This window comes from Pseudomonas sp. EL_65y_Pfl2_R95 (assembly GCF_963971045.1).
In the GTDB taxonomy this organism is placed as follows: Bacteria; Pseudomonadota; Gammaproteobacteria; order Pseudomonadales; family Pseudomonadaceae; genus Aquipseudomonas.
The window spans coordinates 40,510-67,394 of record NZ_CAXAOV010000005.1; the positions used below are offsets into that span (position 1 = coordinate 40,510).

A 26,885-nucleotide genomic window follows, 5' to 3' on the forward strand; every position below is an offset into this window, starting at 1 on the left:
GAAATCCGCGCCTTTTTACAATACGCATACCCTCAACCTGTCGCTTTTCAGAGTATTCCTAGGACTTCCTAAGCCCTGCTAGAATCAAGACACTTCTTGGGGCGGATCACCTCCATGTTTGCATTGCTGGTAGTTCTTGCTTACTTGCTAGGCTCAGTGTCCTTTGCCATCTTGCTCAGCCAGCTTGCAGGCAGACCAGACCCGCGCGCCTACGGATCCGGCAACCCCGGCGCAACCAATATGGTGCGCACTGCTGGCAAGCGCCTGGCCGTCATTACCCTGCTGGGTGATTTGCTCAAGGGCATAGCGCCTGTATTCATCGCCAAAATCCTTGGTTTCAGCCTTGCGCAGCAGGGGTGGGTCGGTCTAGCTGCCGTGGTCGGGCATATGTATCCACTGTACTATCGCTTTCGTGGCGGCAAAGGCGTGGCAACCGCTGCCGGAGTCTTTCTGGGTCTTTACCTGCCCGCCGCTCTATTGGCGGGCGCGTTGTGGCTGGTGACATTTGCCACCACTCGAACCAGCTCTCTTGCCGCCCTTATTGCCACACCGCTTACGCTGCCGCTACTGGCCTGGCAACAGCCGACTCTGTTGCTTCCAGTCAGCGTACTGACTGTACTGATCGTCTGGCGCCACCGGGGAAACTTACGCGATCTATTTGCCGGACGTGAGCGACAATTTTGAATCTACTGCGTGAACAGCGCTCACCCAGCAGCCCACTTTAGAGCGGTGCAAGCTGCTCCATAGGCCAGCGTGCACGCACAGCAATGCTTAAATCTTCGTGCTGCCCAGCCAGCAAACGCTGGCAGCCGGCATAGGCGATCATTGCGCCATTATCGGTGCAGAACTCCGGGCGCGCATAAAACACTTGTCCGTTGAACTCGCCGAGCATTTTCTCCAAGGATTGACGCAAAGCCGTGTTAGCGCTGACGCCGCCGGCAATGACCAAGCTGTTCAACCCGGTCAATTTCAGCGCCCGGCGACACTTGATCGTCAAGGTATCGACCACGGCCTGTTGAAATGCCAAGGCGATATCACTGCGGGTTTGCTCGCCATCATCGCCCTCAGCCACACACTGCTGCCAGGTGTTCAGGGTGAAGGTTTTCAGGCCGCTGAAGCTCATATCCAAGCCTGGCCGATCGGTCATGGGCCGCGGGAACACAAACCGGCCAGCGACCCCTTGATTAGCGAGCCGCGCAATTTCAGGACCGCCGGGATAACGCAGCCCCATCAACTTAGCCGTTTTATCAAATGCTTCGCCTGCGGCATCATCCAGCGACTCACCGAGTAACTGATATTGACCAATGCCATCGACTCGAACTAACTGGGTATGGCCGCCCGAAACCAACAAAGCGACGAACGGAAAGCTCGGTGGATTTTGCTCCAACATGGGCGCCAGCAAATGGCCTTCCATGTGATGCACACCCAACGCCGGAACCCCCCAAGCGAAGGCTAGCGACTGGGCACAGGAGGCCCCCACCAACAACGCACCAACCAGCCCGGGGCCCGCGGTGTAGGCTATAGCATCGATATCTTCAGCGCTGCAGTGCGCTTGCTCCAGCACTTGTCGGATCAGCGGCAGCATGCGTTTTACATGGTCGCGCGAAGCCAATTCAGGGACTACGCCGCCATAAATACGGTGTAAATCGATTTGACTGAACAGTGCATCCGCCAACAGCCCGCGCTTGCTGTCGTAGAGCGCGACACCGGTTTCATCACAGGAGGTTTCTAAACCCAATACCAGCATTGGCTAAAGCCTTGATTTAAAGAGAGACTTGAACAAGAAGTCAGGCATAATAATGGCCGCACGGGTATGCCGACCAGCGCTTTTCGATCAGAGGCTTTGCATTCTTCGCGATGAGGCGTTAACATCCGCAACCCTTAAAAACCTACGTACTCCAGCGCCATCGGCCAGGAGACGTTAACCACCGAATTAAAGTGAAGGTACGCCCTGGATGCCAGCCGTCAAAGTTAAAGAGAACGAACCCTTCGACGTAGCTCTGCGTCGCTTCAAGCGCTCTTGCGAAAAAGCCGGTGTACTGGCTGAAGTTCGCAGCCGCGAATTCTACGAGAAGCCAACTTCTGAGCGTAAGCGCAAAGCAGCAGCTGCTGTTAAGCGTCATGCTAAGAAAGTACAGCGCGAACAGCGTCGTAGCGTGCGCCTGTACTAATACGTACAGACCGCATAGCTGCAGTCAGCATTGCCCGGCTCCGGCCGGGCTTTGCCGTTTCTGCCAGATAATTTCTGGCCGAGCTCAGCTTGATTTCTGAGCGCACACTCCGCTTCGCTTCAGCGAACAGCCGGAGTTTTTTCGTTGCAGGCTGGTAAAGGCCCTCGCGAATACCAACCAAATGACAGTCACATGCGTCTCGCTACTGCAGTACAACCTGCGGGCGACTTCGCAATTTACGATGTAATGATCTGCGCGCCACAATAGACTATATATTTACCTTCCCCCATGTCTGCCTGGGTAACATCAGGCCAACATACTGAGCGCCTATGGCCGGTTTGATTCCACAGTCTTTTATTGATGACATGCTCAACCGCACCGACATCGTCGACGTGGTGAGCTCGCGCATTCAATTAAAAAAAGCTGGCAAGAATTACACCGCCTGCTGTCCATTCCATAAAGAGAAGACCCCCTCTTTTAGCGTCAGCCCGGACAAACAGTTCTATTACTGCTTTGGCTGCGGCGCTGGAGGCAACGCGCTTGGCTTCGTGATGGACCACGACCAACTGGATTTCCCCCAAGCGGTGGAGGATTTGGCCAAGCGGGCCGGCATGGAAGTCCCCCGCGAAGAAGGCGGTCGCAACAACAAACCACGTCAGCCGACCGACTCACCACTGTACCCCTTGCTGACTGCTGCAGCAGAATTCTATCGCCAGGCACTCAAGAGTCATCCGCAGCGCAAAGCCGCCGTCGAATACCTTAAGGGTCGCGGCCTCACCGGAGAGATCGCTCGCGATTTCGGACTCGGGTTTGCCCCACCCGGCTGGGACAACCTGCACAAATACTTGGCCAGCGACAATCTCCAGCAAAAAACCATGATTGACGCGGGCCTGCTCGTCGAGAATGCCGATAGCGGCAAACGCTACGACCGCTTTCGCGACCGGGTCATTTTCCCGATTCGCGACAGCCGCGGCCGCGTGATCGCCTTTGGCGGGCGTGTGCTGGGTGACGACAAACCTAAATACCTGAATTCACCAGAGACCCCGGTCTTCCACAAAGGCCAAGAGCTCTACGGTCTGTTCGAAGCCCGCAAAAACAACCGTGACCTTGACGAAATAATGGTCGTCGAAGGTTACATGGACGTCATAGCCCTCGCCCAACAAGGCCTGCGCAATGCCGTCGCAACACTTGGCACCGCCACCAGCGAAGAGCACCTCAAGCGCCTGTTTCGCATAGTGCCAAGTGTTTTATTTTGTTTTGACGGCGACCAAGCCGGACGCAACGCAGCATGGCGAGCCCTGGAGGCGACCCTGCCCAACTTGCAGGACGGCAGACGCGCGCGATTTTTATTTTTACCTGACGGCGAAGACCCTGACACCTTGGTACGCAGCGAAGGCACAGATGCTTTCCGCGCCCGGATCAATCAGCAAGCACAGCCGCTTGCCGACTACTTCTTTGAACATTTAAGCGAAGAAGCTGATCCACGCTCCCTTGAGGGCAAGGCTCACCTGGTCACCCTCGCCGCCCCCATGATCGAGAAGGTTCCGGGCAATAACCTACGCATATTAATGCGCCAGCGCTTAAGCCAGATCACCGGCCTGAGCGGTGAAACCGTTAATCAAATGGCGCCCACGCACAGCCAACAGCCGAGCGCTGCGCCCAGTGATTTTACGGACATTCCGGACAGCGCCTTCTACGACGGGCAACCGAACTACGACGACTACCAACCTGCTGAACCAGAGCTAAACTTTGAGTACAGCAGCAAGGAAAAGAGCAAAGGCAATTGGAAGAAACAAGACGGTAAGTGGAGCAAGAAAGGTCGCGACGATTTCCAGCCCCGAAAACCCCGCACGGTTATCGGAGTTGAATCGCCCAACATCAGTGCACTGCGCACACTCCTTCACCACCCCGAACTTGCGCAAAAAGTCGAAAATGTCAGCCATTTCGCTGCAGAAGACGACACATACGCGCAATTACTTGTCGCCTTGGTTGGCGCGCTGCAAAAGAACCCGAGCTTACGCTCACTGCAGCTTATTGCGCGCTGGCACGGCACCGAACAGGGACGTCTATTACAGGCACTTGCAGAAAAGGAATGGTTAATTGAACACGACAACCTTGAACAACAGTTTATCGACACCATAACTAGGCTTGCACAGAACCAATCGCAAAGACGGCGTGAACAAGCACTGCGCAGTGTCATGCAAAAAAGTCCAAGCGAACTGACCGAAGAGGAAAAAGCACTGCTGAGAGAACACTACAGCAGCCCTTCCTCACAGAGCGAGAAGAGCTCAACTGGCGCTTGAGCCCAATTCCGAGGTATAATCCTCGGCTTGTTTTTAGCCCGCCAAGACCTTCAATGGATAGGGTGTTATGTCCGTAAAAGCTCAACAGCAATCTCGTTTGAAAGAATTGATCAGCCGCGGTCGTGAGCAGGGTTACCTGACTTACGCGGAGGTCAATGACCACTTGCCGGAGGATATTTCCGATCCGGAACAGGTGGAAGACATCATCCGCATGATTAACGACATGGGGATCAACGTATTCGAGAGTGCTCCCGACGCGGACGCTCTGTTGTTGGCTGAAGCCGACACCGACGAAGCTGCCGCTGAAGAAGCCGCAGCAGCACTCGCAGCCGTTGAAACCGATATCGGCCGCACCACTGATCCGGTGCGGATGTACATGCGTGAAATGGGCACCGTGGAACTGCTTACCCGCGAAGGCGAGATCGAAATCGCTAAACGCATTGAGGAAGGCATCCGCGAAGTTATGGGCGCTATTGCCCATTTCCCAGGAACAGTCGACAGCATTCTTGCCGAATACAACCGCGTAACCACCGAAGGTGGTCGTTTGGTTGAAGTCCTCAGTGGTTATATTGACCCGGACGACGGCTCTGTGCCTGCCGAAGCTGCTGCACCTGCTCCTGCAAAGGACGGTAATGCAGATGATAAAGATGACGACGACGATGACAGCGATGACAGCGACGACGAGGAAGAAGAAGGCGACGGCGGTCCGGATCCGGAAGAAGCCCTGCGCCGCTTCACCGCGGTAGCTGAACAGCTCGAAATCGCCAACAAAGCGCTGAAAAAGCACGGCCGTGGCAGCAAACAGGCAAACGCGGAGCTCAAAGCTCTGGCCGAACTGTTTATGCCGATCAAGCTGGTGCCTAAGCAGTATGAAGCATTGGTTGTTCGTCTGCGTGACGCGCTTGCGCGCCTTCGCGGCCAAGAACGCGCCATTATGCAGATCTGTGTTCGTGATGCGCGTATGCCGCGTGCAGATTTCCTGCGCCAGTTCCCAGGCAATGAAATCGACGAAAGCTGGGCCGAAAACCTGGCTAAGGGCAAGGCGAAGTATGCCGAAGCCATTGGCACCCGCGTAGCCGACATTCAGCGTTGCCAGCAGAAGCTGGTGGCTTTGCAGGCAGAGTGCGACCTGACTCTGGCTGAAATCAAAGACATCAACCGTCGCATGTCGATCGGTGAAGCTAAAGCTCGTCGCGCCAAGAAAGAAATGGTTGAGGCTAACCTGCGTCTGGTTATCTCCATCGCCAAGAAGTACACCAACCGTGGCTTGCAATTCCTCGATCTGATCCAGGAAGGCAACATCGGCTTGATGAAGGCAGTGGACAAGTTCGAATACCGTCGTGGTTACAAGTTCTCGACCTATGCAACCTGGTGGATTCGCCAGGCGATCACTCGTTCCATTGCTGACCAGGCGCGGACCATCCGTATTCCTGTGCACATGATCGAGACGATCAACAAGCTCAACCGTATCTCGCGGCAGATGCTGCAAGAGATGGGACGCGAGCCGACGCCGGAAGAACTGGGCGAACGCATGGAAATGCCTGAGGACAAAATCCGTAAGGTATTGAAGATCGCTAAAGAACCGATCTCCATGGAAACCCCAATCGGCGACGACGAAGATTCGCATTTGGGCGACTTCATTGAAGACTCAACCATGCAATCGCCAATTGATGTGGCGACCGTGGAAAGCCTCAAAGAAGCCACCCGCGAAGTACTATCTGGCCTCACTGCACGTGAAGCTAAAGTACTGCGCATGCGTTTCGGCATCGACATGAATACCGACCACACCCTTGAGGAAGTGGGTAAACAGTTCGATGTAACGCGTGAACGTATTCGTCAGATCGAGGCCAAGGCGCTACGCAAGTTGCGCCACCCGACGCGAAGCGAGCATCTACGCTCCTTCCTCGACGAGTAAGACTAAAAGCCCCGGCAGAAATGCCGGGGTTTTTACATTCTAGTTCCCTGCAAACCAAGACCCAGACTACACTCGGCATAACGACCAATTCGATACGGACTGCACATATGATGCGGCGATTGCCAGCCGTTATTTTGTTTGGTCTGACGCTGTGGGCTTCCTCGGCAGCGGCACTGACACTAACGCCAACAGAGAGGCTGTGGCTGCAGCAGCACCCTACTCTGCGCCTGGGCATTGATGCCTCTTGGCCGCCGTTTGAGTTTCGCGATGAGCAAGGTCAGTATCGAGGCCTCGCCGCCAGCTACGTATCCCATATCGAGCAGACCCTCAAGGTCAAAGTAAAACCCATTGAGCCACGAGACTGGAGCGCTGTGCTCACCCTCGCCAAAGCCGGCGATCTCGACCTGTTGCCAGGCATCATGTCGACGCCCGAGCGGCAAAGCTACTTGGCGTTCACCCGCCCTTACCTGGATTTTCCAATTGTTATTCTGGCACGCAAAGACGGTCCGCAACCGCGCAACCTCAAAGCGCTGTACGGCTTAAAGGTTGCCGTCGTCAAAGACTACGCCCCCCATGAACTGTTACGCGACAACAACCCAGATCTCAACTTGCTGCCCTTGCCGTCTGTAGATGCTGCCCTGCAAGCGCTGAGCACAGGCCGTGCCGATGCACTGGTCGGGGACCTTGCTTCAAGCGTCTGGCGCTTGCGCCAACTTAAGCTCGAAGGCGTGTCAATCAGCGGAGAGACGCCTTATCGCTACCAATTAGCAATGGCCACTCCAGCGAACAATCAGGTGCTGGTCGGCATACTCGACAAAGTCTTTGACGAGATGAGCGCAAAGCAGATCGATGACCTGCAAGAACCCTGGATTGGCGGCGTCATCGACAGCCGCAACCATTGGCGTGAACTGCTGATCTACGGGCTGCCTTTTTTAACTGCGCTCATCGCCGTGCTGTTAATTTTAATTGTCAGCAACCGCCGCCTCAGCGCCGAAGCCAGCCGACGCCGTCTGGCCGAGCAAGAATTGCGCTCCAGTGAGCATCACTACCGCGGGCTGGTTGAAAACCTCTGCGCAATTACCTGGGAATCCACGGCAGACTCGTTCTGCTACACCTATGTGTCCTCCCATGCTGAAAAGCTCCTGGGCTACCCACTCGAAAACTGGAAACAGCCGGGCTTTTGGCAAAGTATTCTGCATCCTGAGGATGCGGCAAGCACCATAGGTTTCACCACCGCCGAGACGGCCGCCAGCAGGGACCACAGCCTCGACTACCGTATGCTGGCGAAAGATGGTCATATCGTTTGGGTGCGTGACATCGTCACCCTGAGTCAGCAAAACGAAACGCTAACCTTGCGCGGCCTGATGATCGATATCAGCGAAGCCAAGCAAACCGAGCAAGCACTGCTGCTATCAAAGCAGATGTTTATTTCGGTGTTCCAACAGTGTCCAGACATCATGGTCATTGCTGATCGCAAGTCCGGCAAACTGCTGGAAGTAAATCAAGCATTCGAACAGCAGTCTGGAATCCCCATTGAGCAGGCCATTGGCAAAACGCCAGATGAACTCAATATTTGGGGCACGCCCGATGCGGACCATCAGTTTCAGGAAAAAATGGCAAATGGCTCACTACGTGATCTTGAACTGCCATTTCGGCGCAGTAACGGCGAGCTGTTTACCGGCCTGATCTCAGCTGAATCCCTCAGTCACGCCGATAACAGCACGCTGGTCATCGTTATCCGTGACATCAGCAAAATGCGCAGCACTCAACAGCTGCTGGAGCTTTCCGAAGAAAAATTCGCCAAAGCTTTCCACGCATCACCTGACGGCATGCTGATCACACGCTTGGAGGATGGCGTGCTGCTGGATGCCAACGAAGGCTTTACCCGCATAACCGGGCTCAGCACTAAACAAGCGTTAAATCACTCAACCCTTGAGCTCGGACTCTGGTGCGACCCGCACCAACGCAGCTTCATACTGCAACAGATTGAAAAGCACGGCAGCGTGCGCGACTTTACCGCAGCGGTAAACACCAGCGACGGCAGCGTGCGCATTTGTGAACTCTCGGCCCAACCTATGACCATTGGCAATCAAGCCTGCCTGCTGACCATTGCCCGGGATGTGACGGACCGGCACGTCATGCAGGAAAAACTCCTGCAAGCGGCCACCGTATTCGAAAACACCGCAGAAGGCGTGATGATCACCGACACCACTCAACACATCACCGCCATCAACCGCGCCTTTACCGAAATCACTGGCTTCAGCGAGCTTGAAACCCTGGGCAGCCCCGCCAGCATGCTATCGTCAGGGCGCCATGACAGCTTGTTCTACGCGAAAATGTGGCAGCAATTAACGGCGGATGGCCACTGGCAGGGCGAAATCTGGAACAAGCGTAAAAACGGCGAAGTATTCCCCGAGTGGTTGACCATAAGCGCCGTGCGCAACAGCCTTAGCGAAATAACCCACTACGTTGGTGTTTTTGCTGATATCACACCGTTAAAACAAGCTCAGGCAAAGCTAGACCATCAAGCCCACCACGACTCACTGACCGGCCTCCCCAACCGCCTGCTATTCGAAACCCGGCTTCAGGCTGAACTGGATAGTTGCCAGCTCGGCGAACGGCATGGCGCCGTGTTGTTTATGGACCTGGACCGCTTTAAACACATCAACGACAGCCTAGGTCATCCAGTGGGCGACCAGCTACTTAAAAGCATTGCCGAGCGCCTCAAGCTACAGCTAGACGAACACGATACTGTCGCGCGCCTCGGCGGCGACGAATTCATCATCCTGCTACCGGGCCTAAAAAACCCCGAGCAAGCTGCACAAACCGCAGATAAACTACTCGCCTGCTTCCGCGAAGCATTCAGCGTCGAACAACACCAGTTCTTTATCAGCGCCAGCATCGGCCTCAGCCTCTACCCGGAGGATGCTCAAGACGTGGCCTCGCTGATCAAAAACGCTGACACGGCCATGTACCAATCCAAAGCCAGAGGCCGCAACCGCTTGGAGCTGTACACCCCGCAACTCTCTTCCATCGCCACCGAGCGCATGAACCTTGAGATCGGCCTGCGCCACGCCCTGGAACACAACCAACTGCACGTGGCCTACCAACCTAAATTCAGCCTGCACAACAACCAACTAATCGGTGCCGAGGCATTGGTTCGCTGGACACACCCAGAGCTGGGCGAAATCCAACCCGACCGATTTATCCCGGTGGCCGAAGAATGTGGCTTGATCCTGCCGCTGGGTAGCTGGGTACTGGAGCAAACCTGCCAACAAATGGCCGACTGGCAAGCGACTCACGCCCCGTTCGGCGCTATCGCGGTCAACCTCGCAGGCGTTCAGCTACGCCAACCTGACCTCATTGAAATGATCGCCGCACTCCTCCAGCGCCATCAATTAGCGCCCGAATTACTGCAACTGGAGATCACCGAAAGCTTCATCATGAACCAGACCGAGGATGCCCTCGAGACACTTCACCAACTCAAAGACCTCGGCCTGCAGCTGGCGATCGATGACTTCGGCACCGGTTATTCATCACTGAGTTACCTCAAGCGCTTGCCCCTGGATACACTGAAAATCGACCAATCATTCGTACGCGGCCTACCGCAAAATCCCCATGATGCTGCAATCGCCCGCGCCATCATCGCCCTGGGCCACAGCCTGCAACTCACGGTTATCGCCGAAGGCGTCGAGACCAAAGCCCAGGCGCAGTTCTTAGCCGACGCTGGCTGCGAACAAATACAAGGTTTCTTCATAAACCGACCGATAACAGCCAAACTTTTTGCAGATAAATTCCTTCAACCGAAGCGATCGGTTGGCATGACACAGAAGGCGCCGGTATAATCCGCCAGCTTCTGAGGGCCCATAGCTCAGTTGGTTAGAGCAGAGGACTCATAATCCTTTGGTCCACGGTTCGAGTCCGTGTGGGCCCACCAACTTGAAAGCCGCGCACTGCGCGGCTTTTTCATGCCCGCAAGAAAAACAGCTTAGTCCTATAGCCCGAAGGTAAAAATTCAGCACAGTGCCGGTGTGGGATTGCTGGCGGCTTGGCTGCAGACGCCCTGGATGACGAACTTGAGGAGTTTTCCAAGTGGGAAGTGTTTTGACGCGCGAAGAGCGCACTCGATTGTGGTCGGCGCTATCGGATGCCTTCGTCGACAACGAAGTCGACTACAAGGCCATCGCTCGGCAGGTGGCGGGATTTGACCGCTCCACGATAAAGCGGGTGTTCTTTGAGGAGGTGGCTCCCGTTTGCTATTCCAACCTGCAGGCACCCATCCCACCGATCTGGACAGCATTCGAGAGCACCTGGCTCACCGAAACTATCGAGAGCACTCAGGAAGCCCGGCGCACCTCGACCTTTCGCCGCCTGCGCGATCAGGCTTTCGTGACCTACCTTCGTTATCGACTCAAGGCCGAGTGGCTGAGCATCGAGCGCGAGCTAGATCACCAGGAAGCGGCAGACGCTGGCAGATGAGCAACTGGTTCTATCCCGCTAGCACGCGGACACTTTCGAATAAGTACTCCGCAAGAAGAGCACAACCATACTGCGAAAGATGCTGCTCACCCTCTGTATGGCCACTTCGCTAACAGGCTTTGAAGCCCTCATGCTCGGCAATGTTCTTGTCGGCTGCGCCACAAACGCCAAAGGAGCTTCCAATAACCAAAGTGGATGCCCCATACAGCGCTCGTATTGATGTAGTCGACGCAAACACCCCTATCAGCAAACTGCTAGTAGCTCCAGCCCACCCCCTGCCTGAAAGCTTGGAGTTGAGCCATGAAGAAAGAGAAAAGCATGTTGTCATTCAACGGGCACTTACCACGTATTGGTGTACGGGAACACCTTTGGCACCCAATGCACGGGGCGAGACATGGAGCGGCTTTATAAGCTCGAAGTGAAGTAATAGTTGCAAGCCTCAGAGTAAGGCAACCGGACTTGAAGATTAGACAGTGAGCCGAATAGTTGGCATTATCGGCTCACCTAATGAGCCGAATAGACTCGCTAATCGGCTCACAGATGAGCAAGCCCCATGAATGAACCCTTCTGGATCTGGCAGCAGCCCAACTGGCCGCACTTCAGCTGGCAAGCCGAATCGCTTGCTCCGCTGCTGCGCGCCTGTGCACAGGCTCAGGGGCGTTTGCTCGGCATGCTCGGCGCTGTTGGTAGTGATACTGAGGTGCAGAGCAGCCTAGATGCCATGCTGCAGAACATCGTCACCTCGTCAGCCATTGAGGGCGAGCAGCTGAATGTCGGCTCGGTGCGCTCATCACTGGCGCGGCGGTTGGGATTGAACGAAGAAGGCCGTACCACGGCACGCTCGGAAGGCTTGGCAGAGTTACTGCTCGATGCCACTCGCGCACATCAGCAGCCGCTAGACCTAGAGCGAATGTATGCCTGGCACCGCTGGCTGTTCCCGAGCGACTACAATCTTTTGGCCCGCCCGCTACGCATTGGCAGACTGCGGGGCGAAGAGCCCATGCAAGTTGTTTCCGGTCGGCTCGACCGCCCCATCGTACACTTCGAAGCGCCGCCGCACGCGGGGCTAGAAGAACAGCTCGCAGATTTCCTTACCTGGTTCGAAAACAGCCGTAGCGATGCCAGCCTTGATCCATTGCTGCGCGCCGGCATTGCCCATTTCTGGTTCGTCACCCTGCATCCATTTGATGACGGTAATGGCCGCATAACTCGCACCATCACAGACTTGGCATTAGCACAGGGCGAACAGCAAGCCATCCGCTTTTACGCGATGTCTGCAAGCATTCTCGACGACCGCGCAGGCTATTACCGCACCCTCGAAGCCAGTCAAAAAGGCACGCTGGATATCACTGCCTGGCTGCAGTGGTTTCTCGGCACATTGCTCAAGAGTCTGGAGCAGGCACTTGCCCGTATCGACCGCGTGCTGGCCAAGACTCGCTTCTGGCAAACACACCGTGACAAAGCTCTATCGACCGAACAAATCAAAGTACTTAATCGCCTGCTCGATGGCGGCGACAAAGGCTTTGAAAATGGCATCAGCGCGGCGCAGTACCAGGCCGTAGCCAAGGTTTCTAAAGCGACCGCCACTCGCCACCTGAGCGACCTTCTAGAGAAAGGCTGTATCACCCGGCTACCCGGTGGTGGGCGCAGTACTCGCTACCAGGTAAATAGCGCAGGCAATGCACCTACCTAGATTTCACGACAGCGCCGCACTCGCTTAACGGCCGCAATATTATCGTGCCATTACATCAAATTTCGGTACTATCCGGTTAACTCAGGATTTCCGAAGGTTGAGAAATGGATTTCACTCCGATCATCACACAGCTATGGGGCACGCTCGGCTGGTTGATCCCGCTGATGCTGCTGGCTGGCCTGCTCAAGTCGCCTTGGTTCAAGGGCTATGTCGGCGAGTTGCTAGTGCGACTATTTGCCCATTGGCAGCTTGATAAGCAGACCTACCGCCGCCTGCACAACGTCACGCTGAACACGCCAGACGGCACCACGCAGATCGACCACGTATTCCTCTCGCCCTACGGCATCTTTGTGCTGGAAACCAAGAACATGAGCGGTTGGATCTTCGGCAGCGAAAAGCAGGCGCAATGGACGCAGAAGCTCTACAAACGCACCTTCAAATTCCAGAACCCGCTGCGGCAGAACTACAAGCACCTCAAAGCACTGGAAGCCTTCCTAAACACAAACAGGGCGCTGGAAAGCGTAGGCGAGGCAGGCAACGCAAGGCAAAAACAGGCGAGGAAGCGGAGTTTACGTGCTGTAAATGAGCATTCCGAGCCTGTTTTTAACGCAGTGTTGCCAACGCAGGTAGCTTCGCAGCGGCCTGTGAGCCCGGAGCACTTGCACTCGATTATTACCTTCGTTGGCGGTAGCACCTTCAAAACCGAAGTGCCGGCCAACGTGACCCAAGGCATCGGCTTTATCCGCTATATCAAGTCATTCCAGCAGCCGGTATTCAGCGAGGCTGAAGTCGACGCCATGCTGCATGCCCTGCAAGCGGGCCGCCGTGCGCCGACGCTAGCCACCCACCGCGAGCATGTTCAAAACCTTAAGCGCCGTAGCGATCCAACAGCCGAGCGGCAATGCCCGAAATGCGGCAGCGCGCTGGTTATTCGCATCCGTAAAACTGGCGCCAATAACGGTCAGCAGTTTTGGGGGTGCTCGACGTTCTCCAAGTGCCGAACCATGCAGAATCTTTGAGTGACGGAGCAATGAAACGATCAAGGAGTCTCGGGGTAGAAAATAAATCCCCTTTTCGTCCCTTTTCGTCCCCTTTTTCGCTCGCTATTACGTCAATTGTGCAGTGAACGGGCAAGACAGCAAAGCGACCTAAACAGGTTGCACGCGAGATTAGTAGCCAAGAGCCTGAATAAGGATTCCGCGCAATTCGGCATCCGAAATTAAACGCCTACAATGTGGAGACTCGCGACTGATCGTACGGGGGAATAAGGCCCCACGATTGGACAACGGCGTACGGAGGCGAGCATTCCATACGCTGGCCGCCCAGAGTGCTCAAGCGAAAAACGAATTGGGAACCGTGGCCTGCCATCTATTTCCTCTTGTCCACTGGACCAAGCAGCGTATTAGTCGCACAAAAGGTGACAAATATGGATGAGATCGATACTCCAAAGCCTCTGAAGTGGAGGTATACTGGTTCTCAAATAGCTCCTACGGAGGAGCTCCAATACCATTCGCATTGGGGGGCGACCATGTCACTTTTCAGTCAACTTGAAGAGCTTCAGTGGAAGCAGCTGCAGCATGACGAAAAGTATCACAAGGATATTTGGCTTTTAACTGTTCAGCAGCGCATTACGCATATGGTTTTGCATTTGGCAAAATATAGCGCAAAGCTTACAGTTTCCGCGTTTGAAAAAAACGAAAATGAATTTAAAACCACAATAGTGGACTGCCTAATAATCCTGCTCTCTTCGGCAAATATTTTTAATTCCAGAATTTACGACATTTCGCTAAGCGAGCAAGAAAAGGACTTTCCCGATATAAAAAGTCTAGCAGGCTATTTGATGAAGGCTGACTACGATAAATCATCAAGCGATAAGCTAAATTATTTATCTAGAGCAATCACTATACAAGTCGGGGCGATGTGTAAGGCCGCAGAATCACTAGATCACCTAGAGCCTTATCCATTTAGGCAGACGCTTGTTGATAGTATCGGAAGGCTTTTCAAGATCTCCCTTGCCGCTCTATACATGAGCACAGACGAAGATTTGGATGCCTTATTTACCAAGCGATTAATTGCCGTTGAGAAGAAAAACATCTTCTTCAACCGACTCGGGAATTACGAAACAGGGTATTCAAATGTTTTGGAGCGGTGATAAGCTCAAAGAAGAACTCAAAAAAATAGTTTCAAACGAAGACGGCAGCACAGACAACATTAAGGTTGATTGCGCTGCCGTTTCGCTTACGCTCGGCGATGAAATTTATATTACACCGAGCGACCCGGACAACAGTAAAGATACTGGTGTAAAAAAGAAATTAACTGATAAAAAATCTCAGTTTGTAATCCCCAAGGGACAGTTCGCGTTTCTGCTAACTAACGAAATAATTACCGTCCCCAACGACGCTCTTGCTTTCATATCTTTCAAAGCCACGTATAAATTCAAAGGTCTGATAAATGTTTCCGGCTTCCATGTGGATCCTGGCTGGCATGGAAGACTGATATTTTCAGTTTACAACGCAGGTCCACTGGACATCACCTTAGAAAAAGGCGACGCATTCGCGCTTATCTGGTTCGCAGACCTAGATCGAGTCTCCACAGAAGACTATAAAAAGAAAGCCACCACCAGCCCGCTTATGTCCTTAGATAGCAAACTTATTTCAAATATGACAGGAGAGGTATTCTCCCCCGTCAAGCTGAAAAGTGAACTAGACGCGTTAAAAAAAGAAATCCTAACCCTTGAAAGTAAAATAGTTACACGATACTCAACTGTGGTTTTTGCAATATTTGTAGCTATCTTAGGATTTGGCATGCGAGACAAAATTTTCGAAGCCATAAATGACATTACCGGCTCACATTTCTTTTTTGTGCCAACTCCAGCCCCCGAGGAGACTTCGGACAAGGAAGTGCTCAACGTTAAGAAATAAAGTGTACAACGGATAAAATATGCACATTCATATATATGTAAAACTTGGGTTTTGGCAGCGCCTCGGAATCCTCCTAACGCTTCTATCTGGACTGTTCGTAGCAATCACTTCTATACACTACATCCCCACTCAGGCGGATATTGCTCCCTGCCTAATGCAACTCGAAAACCCAAAAATAGCCGTAGCGGCCCATCAAGAAGCACTAAAGACATGCCACATAGAAATAATCAAATCTGCAGTTAAAGTCCAACAAACCGTCTTTATTTCAAAAATACTCCTAATATGGCTAGGAGTGGTTCTTGCTGTATACCTAATTTCGTTTTTAGCCTCTTGGGTAAGGGCAGGGGAAACAAAAAAATGAAGTTGCGTATACATTCCACCTTGTCTAATACCGCCCGCACTCCCGCTCGGAAAAACTAGACGATGTAACCACAAATCTAATCCAAGCTATGCGCCATTCCACTAGCATGGTCAAAATTACAACTAGTTATGCTTGATCCTGCCACTGGCCATGGTTACATATTCGAAAGCATGCATCCTCTGTAGAGAAAAAGTGTGAAGGCCAAAACCCCGATAAATCGCGATCCTTTACAGTCCAGCCAAACGAGTCCGGTGCACGTGTATCAAAACACGACGAGTTTGCACTCGATACAGGTAACTCCCGTATTCGATAGCTACTGGCGGTTCGCCGCGGAACGGCAAAACGTGTTCCGCCAAAGACTAAATGGCCAACCTGCACCATGGACTACCGACCCTGTAATGGCCACCAATAAATTCACAAACGCATATCGTGCCTCGGACCGCGTCAGCCAGTTTTTAATAAGACACGTCATTTACCGCTCGGATCTTCCGGACTCGCCACTAGAAGTGTTTTTTCGAATCTTACTTTTCAAGATATTCAATAAAATTGAGACATGGAGGCTACTTGAACACACGTTTGGCGAAATAACTTATAAAAATTATAAATTTGAACATTATGATAAAGTTTTAAGCCAAGCGATGAGCGCTGGAGGTAGGATTTATTCTGCAGCATATATAATGCCACCCAGCGGCTCAGTTTTCGGATACCCAGCTAAACATCAAAACCACCTGCGCCTGCTAGAAAGTATGATGAATGACGGTCTTGCAAACCAGTTGTCACTACAAAATAACATGCAAGGCGCATTCGAACTGCTTAAAAGCTACCCATCAATTGGAAACTTTTTAGCGTATCAATTCGTGACCGACATCAACTATAGTGAAATCACTAATTTTTCTGAAATGGACTTCGTTATGCCCGGTCCCGGCGCACTCGACGGACTGAGAAAATGCTTCGGTGATCAAGCGAACCGTAGCGAATCTAAACTGATACGGATGATGGCAGAAAATCAGGAACTTGAATTTGAACGCCTCGGTATTAATTTTCAATCTTTATGGGGCCGTAGACTTCAACTTATTGACTGCCAAAACCTATTTTGTGAAGTTGACAAGTATGCGCGGGTCGCGCACCCTGAAGTTGCCGGAATCTCTGGACGCACTCGCATTAAGCAGAAATTTTCCCCGACGGGACCACTGGAAAGACCCTGGTATCCTCCAAAGTGGGGTATAAATTCAAAGATTGAAGCTGATCTAGGTGTTCTGCCGGCGTTTGAGACATTGAAAAACGGCCTACCTGCTCAGTCAAAACTTAACCTAGGAAACTAATAAATAAAACAAATCGCTAGGAGCATAGAAATGAGCAAGTCTGAGAGCCGGAGACATTTGTTTATTAGCCACCACCACCGCGATGACGCGCTCGTCGACAAATTTACTCGCCTACTCGGGTCGAAGGGGTGGGATGTACGAAACAGTTCGATTAGGGCCAAACCAGCAAACCAAGAGCGACTGGACAAGGGGATGATCAAAGAAGCAACCATTGCGCGGTTGCTTCGTATGAAAATCTCCTGGGCCTCTACAGTGGTTGTTCTAATTGGCCAGCAGACACATCAGCGCCCCTGGGTTAATTGGGAGATTCAGCAGGCACATGCTCAAGGAAAGAGAATTGTAGGAGTGTATGAGCAAAAAGGAAAAGAATCAGACATACCTGAGAATCTTGAAAAATATGCTTCTGCAATTGTTGGCTGGAACGCAAATAGCATACAAGAAGCAGTCGACGGGGGAGAAAACACCTTTCAAAATCCAGACGGATCTATTCGCTCATCTGTAAATGCTTCCGCAAACTCCGAGTGCTGAATATGCCCAATGTCTATATGTACGTTGTAGATCGTGACTTTGGGTTCGCGCCTAACCCCTTCCATAACATGTGTACTCTTGCCACATGCAAACCTGACATAAGGCGAGTCGCCAACGTAGGAGACTGGGTCATAGGGATGGGCGGTACAAGACTGAATGCGACCGGAAAATGCATATTCGCCATGGAAATTTCCAAATCAATTACACTCGATGAATATTGGACAAACCCGCTATATCGAGACAAGAAACCCATACGTAATGGTAGCAAGAAGATTATTGTCGGAGACAACATTTACCATCAAAACAATGGAATCTGGCAACAGCTGAATTCTCACCATAGCTACCCAGACGGCTCTCCCAATCCTCACAACATAGCGAACGACACAAAAACCAACAGAGTGCTTGTATCTAACCATTTTTATTACTTTGGCGTCGCAGCCGTAACAATCCCTGCCGACACGCTTGAAGGAATTGGTTATCGAAACTCGAGAGGACACAGAAAATTTAGCTTGAGTCAAGCCAAACCTATTATTACTTTTCTTCTAGATAACTTTCACCACAATATTTTACATGGCGACCCATTCGATTTCGAAGCAGCAAAATCTAGATATTCAGCAGAAAATAACAAGGTGACGGCACACGCATAATGATCGAATGATTAAGAAACTATACAATAATTCCCGAACTATAGTCTCTCGCTCTCACCTCACGACTCATGTCGCTTTCAATACCATCTCGCGCATCATGCGCCTATTAAGACAAAACAGCTTTTCCTTAATGTACAGCTCCCTCTTGTGGTGATAGCTAATAAAAACTTTACATACTCAGGCCTTATCCATGGTAGATATAAGCCGGTACATTTTGTCCCTATAACCTATAAGCCGTGCATTTACCGTCAGTAGATCATTCGACAGCTCATCAAATTTTGGGTATTTTTTCTGAAGCGCCTGAGGCTCTAGATCGTGATTAGAAGATGCATCTAGTTCTCGTTCATACCATCTACGATAACGCGCCTGCCACCGTGTAAGATGAGGACGTAACCCATGGTTCAGTACATCTATTGATAACCGGATGATCTTCTCAGTTTCTTTTCTTTGAAACTTTGAAACGGGGACATCTTTTATTAACTCTCTAGTAACCGAAAAAAAACTAAACCATGAGTCATAGACCTCAAAAATAACGTCATCATTCAAATCTATAGGCAATCCAATTTTTCGGGTACTTAGCTCAACCCAAATTTTATAGGCAATTTGCTTATCAATTAGATTAGGTCGCAGCTTAATCTTCTGATCTCCGATTCCAAATTCAGCCTCATCAATTTCAAAGTCTCGAACTCTTGAGCTAGAGGGAAAACCTTTCGCAATGAAGAAAATAAGCAAGACCAATAAAAAAACAATAACGGCCCATGGAGATACCTCCAAGGTCAGCCGAAAATCAGAATCGACGATGAATTTTATTAGAGAACTACTAGCGGATTTAGCGTCCAAAGCCTCCCCTTCATCCATGAGATACCAAACCACGCCGTCCTCCTAAGCCTAATAAATAAAGGGGGCAAACTCGAACGGTCACCCTCGACGGCTAGTTGCTAGTAGCCGCTGTAGACGCTAGTTCGATTCGTCGCCGGGCGCAATAGCCGCGTCATAAAGCTTCGACTTTACTGGATAGATTCAGCCAAAAATACGACCTGTAACGGTTTTTTTGGCGCTACTCGATTCGGCACATGGCTGCCCCCCGGTAGGAGCGCCTGCACCGCTAGGTGTTACAAGGGGGTTGGTAGGGCATTTTCGATACAGAAAACGGTACACCAGCGGTACAGTGAGCAGCTTCTCTTAACTTCGCTGAGTTATGCTCAACACTCGTAACCACGCTACTTTCAGCTCACTGTACCTGCGCCAAGCTACGCACGATTTCATTAGGTTTGCAGCGTTTCTAGGCAACTCATAATCCTTTGGTCCACGGTTCGAGTCCGTGTGGGCCCACCAACTTGAAAGCCGCGCACTGCGCGGCTTTTTTGTGTCCGCCACAAAACCGCTAGACCCTCCTCCTTCTACAGTCGGCCGACAGTTCTGGGCGACTCAACACCCTCACCGTCTGAAACTTGCTTGGCATTCTGTAGCTCTTGAGCCACAAATACGCACTACCAACCTGAAACTGTAGCTTATAAGCCACAATTTGATTTGAATGGCCTCTTTTTAAAATGTAGCTCAGGAGCTACATTTAATTGTGAAATCGCCATTTCTGATGCTCAAGGGCTACAAATGACCTCCCTATACGATGTCTCCGAAATGCTGAAACAAGCACGAGGTGAAGCAAAGCTAAGCCAAGAAGCCTTGGCAAGAAGTGCCGGCGTATCGCGCTCTACAGTGGCCCGCATGGAAACACTGGCCAAAGGCGATATGAGTGTCTCGGCGCTGGTTCGCCTGCTAGAAGCGGCGGGGTACGATTTGAAGCTAGTTAAGGCAGGCCATCAACGCACTATTGAGGACATTCTTGACGAGCAGCGCTGCGTACAGGACTGATGATCAACCTCAACCGGAAGTGAGATAACCACTCTGCCATGCAACGGGAGTTACGTGCGGCCCACCGCAACCCAAAACCCTGCTAAGCGAATGTTTTCATAAATGGCTCAGCACACCGCCTGATTGCCGCGACCACATGCGGTGCCTGCTCGCACAGCTCGGTCGAACGAGCCAGCACCTGTTCCAATGCCTGCAGCTGCTCACGGATTACTTTTTCTGGACGCTCAACATCACAAGCCTTGGCGAAATCCATTAACCCTTGCCGCGAGGCAAACAACGACTTGTTGCCCACCAGATCCAGCGCCAAAACATCCTCGGGAATATAGGCTGTGGTGTTGACGATATCGTAGGCCGGTGCGAGCCGCGCATCGCGCTGGGTAGGATTTAAATACAGCAATCCAAAGTTCTTCAGATGGGCATCGCCGTTGCCGACGATGCAACTCAAGGTGACCATAGCGAATAGCTGCGCCAATGAGCCCTGCACTTGCTCAGGTGGGCAGTACAGACGGACAGCCTTAGCGATGGCTGAATAGCTCTTGCTGTACTTCTGCTCCGCAGCCAGCCCCATCAGTGCCGCCATATCCTCGAAACCTATTGGATTAAGCTGGTCATCGCGGTCGAAGCGGCGCATGACGAAGAGCTTAGCGTTGTCGGACAGGTAGAACTCCGGCACCGCAATCCCCGACTGTTTAGCCACCGACATGCAGAGGAATTCATTGATCGCCAGCCCCGGAAACTCATCCCGGCCGCTCTTGATGATCAGGTCAGAGGTCTTCGAGGTGAAGCGCTGCGGGGCAGCGTCCGGACGCTCAGGCACTAGTACTTTGGGCTGCACACCCGAGATACCGGCGCGCAGAATGTAGCGGTCGACTAAGCCGGCAAAAATATCTTCTGCACCGTCCCAAGTGAGAATTTCTTCCAGCTTTTCGCCGGGGAACTTCTGCCTCTGCAACAGCACATCGACCTCTGCTGAACTCACCGTCACCCGCCCAATAGGCGAACTGCTGCCAGATAGCGCCAACAGCAACATAGGATCGACGTTCACCACCTTGGCCAAGCGATTACGCAACTGTTCTAGAACATAACCTTCTGGCAGGTTCATCTGGAAGATCGGGTGCAGCTCTCGGTGACGGTACTCATCCAAACGCACAGGCATCAGCAAACTAATCGCCGCCTGTGTCTTAGCGTCGTCGTGGTAGCGGAACAGGTAGTCCCCGGCACTGGTAAGGATCTTCCCGCTGCCACCCTCTGGTGTTGCAACCTGCTGCACGGTCGCCATCAGTCGAATACTCCCTGTATTTCATCCAGCGTAGGCATGGCTGCCGGTACAACGCTAAGCTCGCAGTCGAGAGCGGCCAGCACTCGCGCATAGGCCAACATACCCACCGACAGGTCACCCTTCTCGGTAGCGATGATTTTCTGACGGGTAATGCCAGCCAAGGAAGCGAGCGCAGCCTGAGTCAGCCCACGATTGATACGGCGCTGCCGAAGCTGCTCGCCAAGGCGCTGCGTGATAAGGGAATGGTCCATGTTATGAATACGTTACTAAATAGATTAGATGTAACGTATACCTGACTTAATGAAAAATCAACGCGGCAGTTGATACTCAAGCTTGAAAAGGGGCTTAGAGGCTTGTGAGCCGAATAGCCGGAATAATCGGCTCACCTAATGAGCCGATTAACCCCGACAGATACTTTGGTCCATTTACGCTTACTTTCGGTACTATCCGGTTAACTCAGGATTTCCGAAGGTTGAGAAATGGACTTCACGCCAATCATCGCTCAAGTCTGGGGCACGCCCTGCAAACCGGCCGCCGCGCACCCACCCTCGCCACCCACCGCGAGCATGTTCAAAACCTGAAACAACGCAGCGATCCGACAGCCGAGCGGCAATGTCCGAAGTGCGGCAGTGCGCTGCTGATCCGTACTGTGAAATCAGGGGCTAAAGCGGGTCAGCAGTTCTGGGGCTGCTCAACCTTCCCCAAATGCCGGACCATGCAGAATCTTTGAATCTGCAGACAAAAGCGAAAAAGGTGTAGGTTGCCTCCTACTAGGCAGAAATAGGTTTTCATCTATTTCATCCAAACCCAAGCCCCGCTACAACCGCCCTTTAAGCCATCAACAGGCCCAGTCCTCGGTGCCTATAAGCAATCCCCCAAGCCATTCTGCTGCAAACTCCCCGGTGTAAGCCTGCGCCTCATCGCCGCATCTCAATAGTTTTTGAGAATCATCATCAATTGGCCCGTATAATACTGCGGTAACTTTTTGTGTCAGAGGAAAGAGGCTTATGTCAGTAAATCGAGTAACCGGGTTGGCGCAGGTAATCGGCGCTGGTGTTCTGTCCCTCGGCCTGCTGTTCGCCAGTGGCGTGCACGCCGATGAACCGGTGACCCTGACCCTCTATAACGGCCAGCATGAGGCTACCGGCAAAGCCGTGGCCGCGGCGTTCGAGAAGAAAACCGGCATCAAGGTGCTGATCCGCAAGGGCGGTGGTGGCCAGTTGGCCAACCAGATCGCCGAAGAGGGCGAGCGCTCTCCGGCGGACATTGTTTACACCGAAGAGGCGCCACCGCTGATCAAGCTTGGCAGCCAGGGCCTATTGGCCAAAGTGGATGCGAGCACCCTGTCGCAGGTTGATTCCAAGTTCTCCGATGACAACGGCAACTGGCTCGGCATCACCTCACGGGTGCGTGTGCTGGCTTATAACCCGGACCTGATCACTGAAGCCGAACTTCCGAGCAAACTGCTGGAAGTGGCCGACCCTGAATGGGCGGGCAAGATCGCGTTCGTGCCGAGCAGCGGCGAATTCCTCGGCCAGACCGCCGCAGTCATCCGCCTCAATGGTCGTGAAGCTGCCGAAGAATGGTTAACCGGTCTCAAGGCGTTTGGCTCTACCTACACCAACAACGTTGTGGCCATGAAGGCGGTGGAGAACGGTGAAGTGGGTGCGGCGCTGGTCAACAGCTATTACTGGACGGCGCTGAAGAAAGAGAAAGGCGAACTCAAGTCCAAGCTGCATTACTTTGCAGATGGCGATGCTGGCGGCCTGTCCAGCGTCTCCGGTGCGGCCGTGGTGAAAGCCAGCAAGCATCCGAAAGAGGCTCAGGCGTTCCTGGCCTTTATGATCAGCGACGAAGGCCAGAAGGCCATCCTGAACAAGTCTGCCGAGTACCCGGTGAACCCGAATGTACAAGCTGATCCGCTGCTCAAGCCTTATGACCAGCTCAAGCCGCCGGCGATTACCGCCGCTCAAATCGGTCTGGCTGAAGATGCGCTGGAACTGCAACGCGAAGTCGGAATGAACTGATCATGCAACCCCAAGCGGTAACTCCCGACCTGCCACTAGCTCCGGTGGGCCACACACGGCGGCGCAAGTCGCCGCCGATCTGGTTGCAGATTCCTGTACTGGCTTTGCTGCTGGTGGCGGCTTTGCCGTTGTTCTTCGTCGTTACCCGCGCCGCAGAAACCGGTTTACACGAGGCCTTTGCGCTGTTGTGGCGGCCATTTGTGTTCGGTTTGCTGGCCAATACCATGAAATTAATGGTGCTGGTGACGGTTGGCTGCGCGGTGATCGGCCTGGCATTGGCCTGGTTGGTCGAGCGCACTGACCTGCGCTGGCGCCAGCACTGGAACGTGCTGCTATGTCTGCCGTTCGCGATTCCTTCGTTCGTCAGTGGATTCACCTGGATATCAATCAGCCCGATATATGAGGGTTTGGGCGGCACGGTACTGGTGATGATACTGTCCAAGTACCCGCTGATTTACCTGCCCGTGGTAGCCACGCTGCGTAGCCTCGACCCTGCGCTGGAAGAATCCGCGCGGATGCTCGGTTGCAGCCGCAAGCAAGTGTTCTGGCAGGTCACCCTGCCGTTGCTGCGCCCGGTCCTGATGGCCACAAGTTTGCTGGTGGCCATCCATATGCTGGTCGAGTTCGGTGCGCCGTCGATCATGCGTTACCAGACCTTCACCACCGCCATTTATCAACAGTTCGAGTTGGAATTTAACGGCAGTACCGCCGCCATGCTGTCCGCCCTGTTGTTGGCATTGTGCATGCTGCTGCTGTGGGGCGAGTTCCGTTTGCGCGGTCGGGGTTTTGCGCGTACGGGCCAAGGGGTTGCCCGTACTGCGGCGCCCCTGCGTCTGGGCCGCTGGGCGATACCGGCGCAGGTGCTGCTGCTGGTGTTGGTCGCAATTGGTTGCGGCACGCCGCTGACCATGTTGGTTTTCTGGATAGTCGAGGGTAGCTCGGCGAGCTTTCCTGTTGGCGAGATCGCGCGAACGCTTTGGGCGTCACTGTCCTATTCCTTCGGCGGTGCCCTGTTAAGTTGCCTGCTGGCTTTGCCGGTGTGCCTGGTGGTCGTACGCTACTACGGGCGCATGGCTACGCTCGCGGATCGGCTGCCCTACTTGCTACATGCATTGCCGGGGCTGGTGATCGCTTTATCGATGGTGTTCTTCGCCCTTGGCTACGTGCCAGCGTTGTACCAGACCAGCATCCTGCTGCTGTTGGCCTATGCGCTACTATTTATGCCGATGGCGCAGGGCCCAATTCGCGTGGCGCTGGAAAAGGCTTCACCGCAACTTGAAGAGGCCGCGCGAACCTTGGGGCATACGCCGATTGCAACCTTTCTCAGGGTAACGCTGCCGATTATTTCGCCCGCCATTGGCGCGGGCTTCGTATTGGTGTTTCTCGACTGCATGAAGGAATTGACGGCCACGTTGATCCTTGGCCCAACCGGCTTGGAAACCCTGGCGACAAAGGTCTGGTCGCATACCGGCAACTTGGAATACGCCGGCGCTGCACCTTATGCCGCGCTGCTCGTGCTGGTGTCCGGTTTACCGGTTTATCTGCTGACCACGCGCGCCTACCGGCGTACATAGGATCGCCGATGCGGGGGGGAAATACCCCCGTGCAGGCCCTCACCTCAATAGAACGGACCTATCGTCCATATGCACTCTTAATGCCGCGCCCCGCGCGGCTTTTTTGCGCCTGCGCAATCCGCATGCAAACTCCCGCGGCGTCACCTTAGGCCGCACGAGTTAAAAGCTTATGCAATAGACAGTTCGCGCAGTGCTGCAGTGGTCAAAAAGCCTGAGCGTGAGGCATAACGGTGATCTTTTTTGACTAAGGTATCGATCCGATTCAGCAAGTTTTCTGGCAGTGTGGCATTAAAGCGCATCGACTTGCCTAGGTAAGGTGTCACATCGAAATCGACCACAGCCCAGACTCCGCCGGCGAAGTCTGGATTCTCAAGATGGACGTCGACTTCCTGCGCTTGTGGTAGCCCATCACCATCGGCCATCAGCGAGCACAACCCAAAGTTGAGGCGTTGGTTCAATCACCCAACCCAAACACAAAGCGATAGCCCAGCGAGCCGGATTTTTAGGGGTGAGTGAGCGCGGTCTTCGGCAGAGTGTTGCGCGCCAGCAGCCAAGTGGATGGACGCTGTCGGCTCTGCGGCCGTCTTATCAGGCGGGAAAACGCCAGGAGGTCTGGTGTTAATCCTGACCTCCTGGCATCGCAGACGATTATTCGTCTGAGGTGTTCAGCACTTCAATCCAAAGTGCGCCTTTGCCCGACGCCGCTTCGCTGACGCGTTTCAGGGCACCTTTGTCGCTAACCGAATAGGCGCCGACTTTTTCGCTTTTCTCGCCGGTGACCAATAGCCACTTACCATTTGGCGAGAACGCGATATTGCGGGGCTGCTTCTCTTCTACCGGATAGTTTTCGAGAAACTTCAAGCCACCGGTGGCGGTATCAACCGCAAACGCCGAAACAGAGCTGGTCGTGCGCTCACTCATGAGCAACAGCTTGCCATCTGGCGACATTCTCAAGTCCGCCGCCCAGATGCGCGGCGTCGGGTCGTCCTTCAGGTCATTGTTGCGTGCATCACGCACTTCGCCATGGGCCAGTTTCAAACGTTCAGGAATGCCATTGGCGACAGCAGTTTGTGTCAGTGCGCCACTGCTGTCATCGATCGAAAACGCGGTGACGGTGCCGCTCATTTCCCCGACAACATAGAGATATTTGCCGTCAGGAGAGAATGCCAGGTGGCGTGGTCCGGTGTTGTCCGGGAGACTCACGTAACCGCTGCCGATCGGCGAAAGCGTGCCGGTTTTGGCATCCAAGTGATATTGCAAAACCTGATCGGTGCCGAGATTGCCTGCGTAGGCAAAACGATTACTCGGGTCGGTGCGGATCGAGTGTGCATGCAGCCCGGTCTTGAACGTCTGGATCTTGTCAGAAGGCTGATAGGACTTATCAATCGCCTGCACACTGACAAGGTCACCGCCATAGGAAGCAGCGAGCAGGAATCGCCCTTCTTTGTCGGTAGACAGATACGCCATGCTTTCGGCCAACGGCGCTTTGGATAAGGGTTTCAGATGACCCGTTTTGGCATCGATGCTGAAGCCCACCACCTGAAATGGCTTAACTCGTAATGCCGCGAACAACACCTTGCCGTCAGGCGAAAGGGCCATAGGGTTAACCTGATCACCGGCGTTTGTTTGTTCCACCAAGGTCAGGGCGCCGCTGTTTTGATCAAGCAGGTATTGGGAGATCATCCCGTCGCCTGGGCTGGAGATATAGGCAAAAGTGGCAGCATTAGCCTGCAGGCTTAGGCCGCAAGCAACTGCTGCTGCCATAAAAAGAGGTTTGTGCATGGGAAATCCTT

At 53.2% G+C, this 26,885-nt stretch carries 21 protein-coding genes, 1 tRNA gene and 2 pseudogenes; 18 read left to right on the forward strand and 6 right to left on the reverse strand.

Annotated elements, in window-relative coordinates; all coding sequences use genetic code 11:
- Nucleotides 1-114: 114 nt before the first annotated feature.
- Nucleotides 115-684: a glycerol-3-phosphate 1-O-acyltransferase PlsY gene (gene plsY, locus AACY09_RS16020; protein WP_339489444.1), complete on the forward strand. Its 570-nt coding sequence runs from the start codon at nt 115-117 to the stop codon at nt 682-684.
- A 37-nt stretch (nt 685-721) separates the two neighbouring features.
- Here plsY and tsaD read toward each other — a convergent pair whose 3' ends face one another.
- Nucleotides 722-1,747 (reverse strand): tRNA (adenosine(37)-N6)-threonylcarbamoyltransferase complex transferase subunit TsaD, encoded by a 1,026-nt coding sequence (gene tsaD / locus AACY09_RS16025; protein WP_339489445.1) that lies wholly within the window; start codon nt 1,745-1,747, stop codon nt 722-724.
- Nucleotides 1,748-1,955: 208 nt separating this feature from the next.
- On the opposite strand from tsaD, the gene rpsU reads away from it, so the two are divergent.
- The 13 genes from rpsU (at nt 1,956) to AACY09_RS16090 (ending at nt 18,340) form a co-directional block, all read left to right on the forward strand.
- Nucleotides 1,956-2,171: a 30S ribosomal protein S21 gene (gene rpsU / locus AACY09_RS16030; RefSeq protein WP_003296736.1), complete on the forward strand. Its 216-nt coding sequence runs from the start codon at nt 1,956-1,958 to the stop codon at nt 2,169-2,171.
- A 329-nt stretch (nt 2,172-2,500) separates the two neighbouring features.
- Nucleotides 2,501-4,474: a DNA primase gene (gene dnaG / locus AACY09_RS16035; protein ID WP_339489446.1), complete on the forward strand. Its 1,974-nt coding sequence runs from the start codon at nt 2,501-2,503 to the stop codon at nt 4,472-4,474.
- Between the two features lie 67 nt (nt 4,475-4,541).
- The gene (gene rpoD / locus AACY09_RS16040; protein ID WP_339489447.1) at nt 4,542-6,389 is read left to right on the forward strand and encodes an RNA polymerase sigma factor RpoD; all 1,848 of its coding nucleotides are present in this window, start codon (nt 4,542-4,544) and stop codon (nt 6,387-6,389) included.
- Between the two features lie 110 nt (nt 6,390-6,499).
- A complete protein-coding gene (locus AACY09_RS16045) occupies nt 6,500-10,234 on the forward strand; it encodes a bifunctional diguanylate cyclase/phosphodiesterase (protein ID WP_339489965.1) in 3,735 nt (1,244 codons plus the stop codon).
- A 15-nt stretch (nt 10,235-10,249) separates the two neighbouring features.
- Nucleotides 10,250-10,326: transfer RNA gene (locus tag AACY09_RS16050), tRNA-Ile, on the forward strand.
- A gap of 167 nt (nt 10,327-10,493) precedes the next feature.
- Nucleotides 10,494-10,868 (forward strand): DUF7079 family protein, encoded by a 375-nt coding sequence (locus AACY09_RS16055; RefSeq protein ID WP_445323869.1) that lies wholly within the window; start codon nt 10,494-10,496, stop codon nt 10,866-10,868.
- A 553-nt stretch (nt 10,869-11,421) separates the two neighbouring features.
- The gene (locus AACY09_RS16060) at nt 11,422-12,561 is read left to right on the forward strand and encodes a Fic family protein (RefSeq protein ID WP_339489449.1); all 1,140 of its coding nucleotides are present in this window, start codon (nt 11,422-11,424) and stop codon (nt 12,559-12,561) included.
- Between the two features lie 104 nt (nt 12,562-12,665).
- Nucleotides 12,666-13,580: a nuclease-related domain-containing protein gene (locus AACY09_RS16065; RefSeq protein WP_339489450.1), complete on the forward strand. Its 915-nt coding sequence runs from the start codon at nt 12,666-12,668 to the stop codon at nt 13,578-13,580.
- Between the two features lie 407 nt (nt 13,581-13,987).
- Nucleotides 13,988-14,713, forward strand: a complete 726-nt coding sequence (locus AACY09_RS16070; protein WP_339489451.1) for a hypothetical protein — start codon at nt 13,988-13,990, stop codon at nt 14,711-14,713.
- Complete coding sequence (locus tag AACY09_RS16075) at nt 14,697-15,482, forward strand: dCTP deaminase domain-containing protein (protein WP_339489452.1); 786 nt, start codon at nt 14,697-14,699, stop codon at nt 15,480-15,482. Before AACY09_RS16070 ends, AACY09_RS16075 begins: the two co-directional genes overlap by 17 nt.
- A 618-nt stretch (nt 15,483-16,100) precedes the next feature.
- The gene (locus AACY09_RS16080) at nt 16,101-17,165 is read left to right on the forward strand and encodes a nucleotide kinase domain-containing protein (RefSeq protein ID WP_445323870.1); all 1,065 of its coding nucleotides are present in this window, start codon (nt 16,101-16,103) and stop codon (nt 17,163-17,165) included.
- Nucleotides 17,166-17,195: 30 nt separating this feature from the next.
- Nucleotides 17,196-17,693 carry a TIR domain-containing protein gene (locus tag AACY09_RS16085; RefSeq protein ID WP_339489454.1) on the forward strand — a complete coding sequence of 166 codons (498 nt, stop codon included), beginning with the start codon at nt 17,196-17,198 and terminating at the stop codon, nt 17,691-17,693.
- Between the two features lie 2 nt (nt 17,694-17,695).
- On the forward strand, nt 17,696-18,340 hold the full coding sequence (locus AACY09_RS16090) for an Nmad2 family putative nucleotide modification protein (RefSeq protein ID WP_339489455.1): 645 nt from the start codon (nt 17,696-17,698) through the stop codon (nt 18,338-18,340).
- A gap of 177 nt (nt 18,341-18,517) precedes the next feature.
- Here AACY09_RS16090 and AACY09_RS16095 read toward each other — a convergent pair whose 3' ends face one another.
- Nucleotides 18,518-19,213: a hypothetical protein gene (locus AACY09_RS16095; RefSeq protein WP_339489456.1), complete on the reverse strand. Its 696-nt coding sequence runs from the start codon at nt 19,211-19,213 to the stop codon at nt 18,518-18,520.
- A gap of 738 nt (nt 19,214-19,951) precedes the next feature.
- Between AACY09_RS16095 and AACY09_RS16100 the strand changes: the two genes are divergently transcribed.
- A complete protein-coding gene (locus AACY09_RS16100) occupies nt 19,952-20,212 on the forward strand; it encodes a helix-turn-helix transcriptional regulator (protein WP_339489457.1) in 261 nt (86 codons plus the stop codon).
- 82 nt (nt 20,213-20,294) lie between these two features.
- Here AACY09_RS16100 and AACY09_RS16105 read toward each other — a convergent pair whose 3' ends face one another.
- Complete coding sequence (locus AACY09_RS16105) at nt 20,295-21,491, reverse strand: type II toxin-antitoxin system HipA family toxin (RefSeq protein WP_339489459.1); 1,197 nt, start codon at nt 21,489-21,491, stop codon at nt 20,295-20,297.
- Nucleotides 21,491-21,742, reverse strand: a complete 252-nt coding sequence (locus tag AACY09_RS16110) for a helix-turn-helix transcriptional regulator (protein WP_339489460.1) — start codon at nt 21,740-21,742, stop codon at nt 21,491-21,493. Before AACY09_RS16110 ends, AACY09_RS16105 begins: the two co-directional genes overlap by 1 nt.
- A 263-nt stretch (nt 21,743-22,005) precedes the next feature.
- Between AACY09_RS16110 and AACY09_RS16115 the strand changes: the two are divergent.
- The 3 genes and pseudogenes from AACY09_RS16115 to AACY09_RS16125 form a co-directional block, all read left to right on the forward strand.
- A pseudogene (locus tag AACY09_RS16115) lies at nt 22,006-22,221 on the forward strand (topoisomerase DNA-binding C4 zinc finger domain-containing protein); the annotation flags it as partial.
- A 277-nt stretch (nt 22,222-22,498) separates the two neighbouring features.
- Complete coding sequence (locus AACY09_RS16120) at nt 22,499-23,518, forward strand: extracellular solute-binding protein (RefSeq protein ID WP_339489461.1); 1,020 nt, start codon at nt 22,499-22,501, stop codon at nt 23,516-23,518.
- 2 nt (nt 23,519-23,520) lie between these two features.
- Entirely contained in the window at nt 23,521-25,092 is a 1,572-nt protein-coding gene (locus AACY09_RS16125; RefSeq protein WP_339489462.1) for an ABC transporter permease, read from the forward strand.
- A gap of 167 nt (nt 25,093-25,259) precedes the next feature.
- Here AACY09_RS16125 and AACY09_RS16130 read toward each other — a convergent pair.
- Both AACY09_RS16130 and AACY09_RS16135 read right to left on the reverse strand, forming a co-directional pair.
- Nucleotides 25,260-25,517, reverse strand: a pseudogene (locus AACY09_RS16130) (type II toxin-antitoxin system HicB family antitoxin); the annotation flags it as partial.
- A gap of 223 nt (nt 25,518-25,740) precedes the next feature.
- Complete coding sequence (locus AACY09_RS16135) at nt 25,741-26,874, reverse strand: lactonase family protein (RefSeq protein WP_339489463.1); 1,134 nt, start codon at nt 26,872-26,874, stop codon at nt 25,741-25,743.
- Nucleotides 26,875-26,885: the final 11 nt, after the last annotated feature.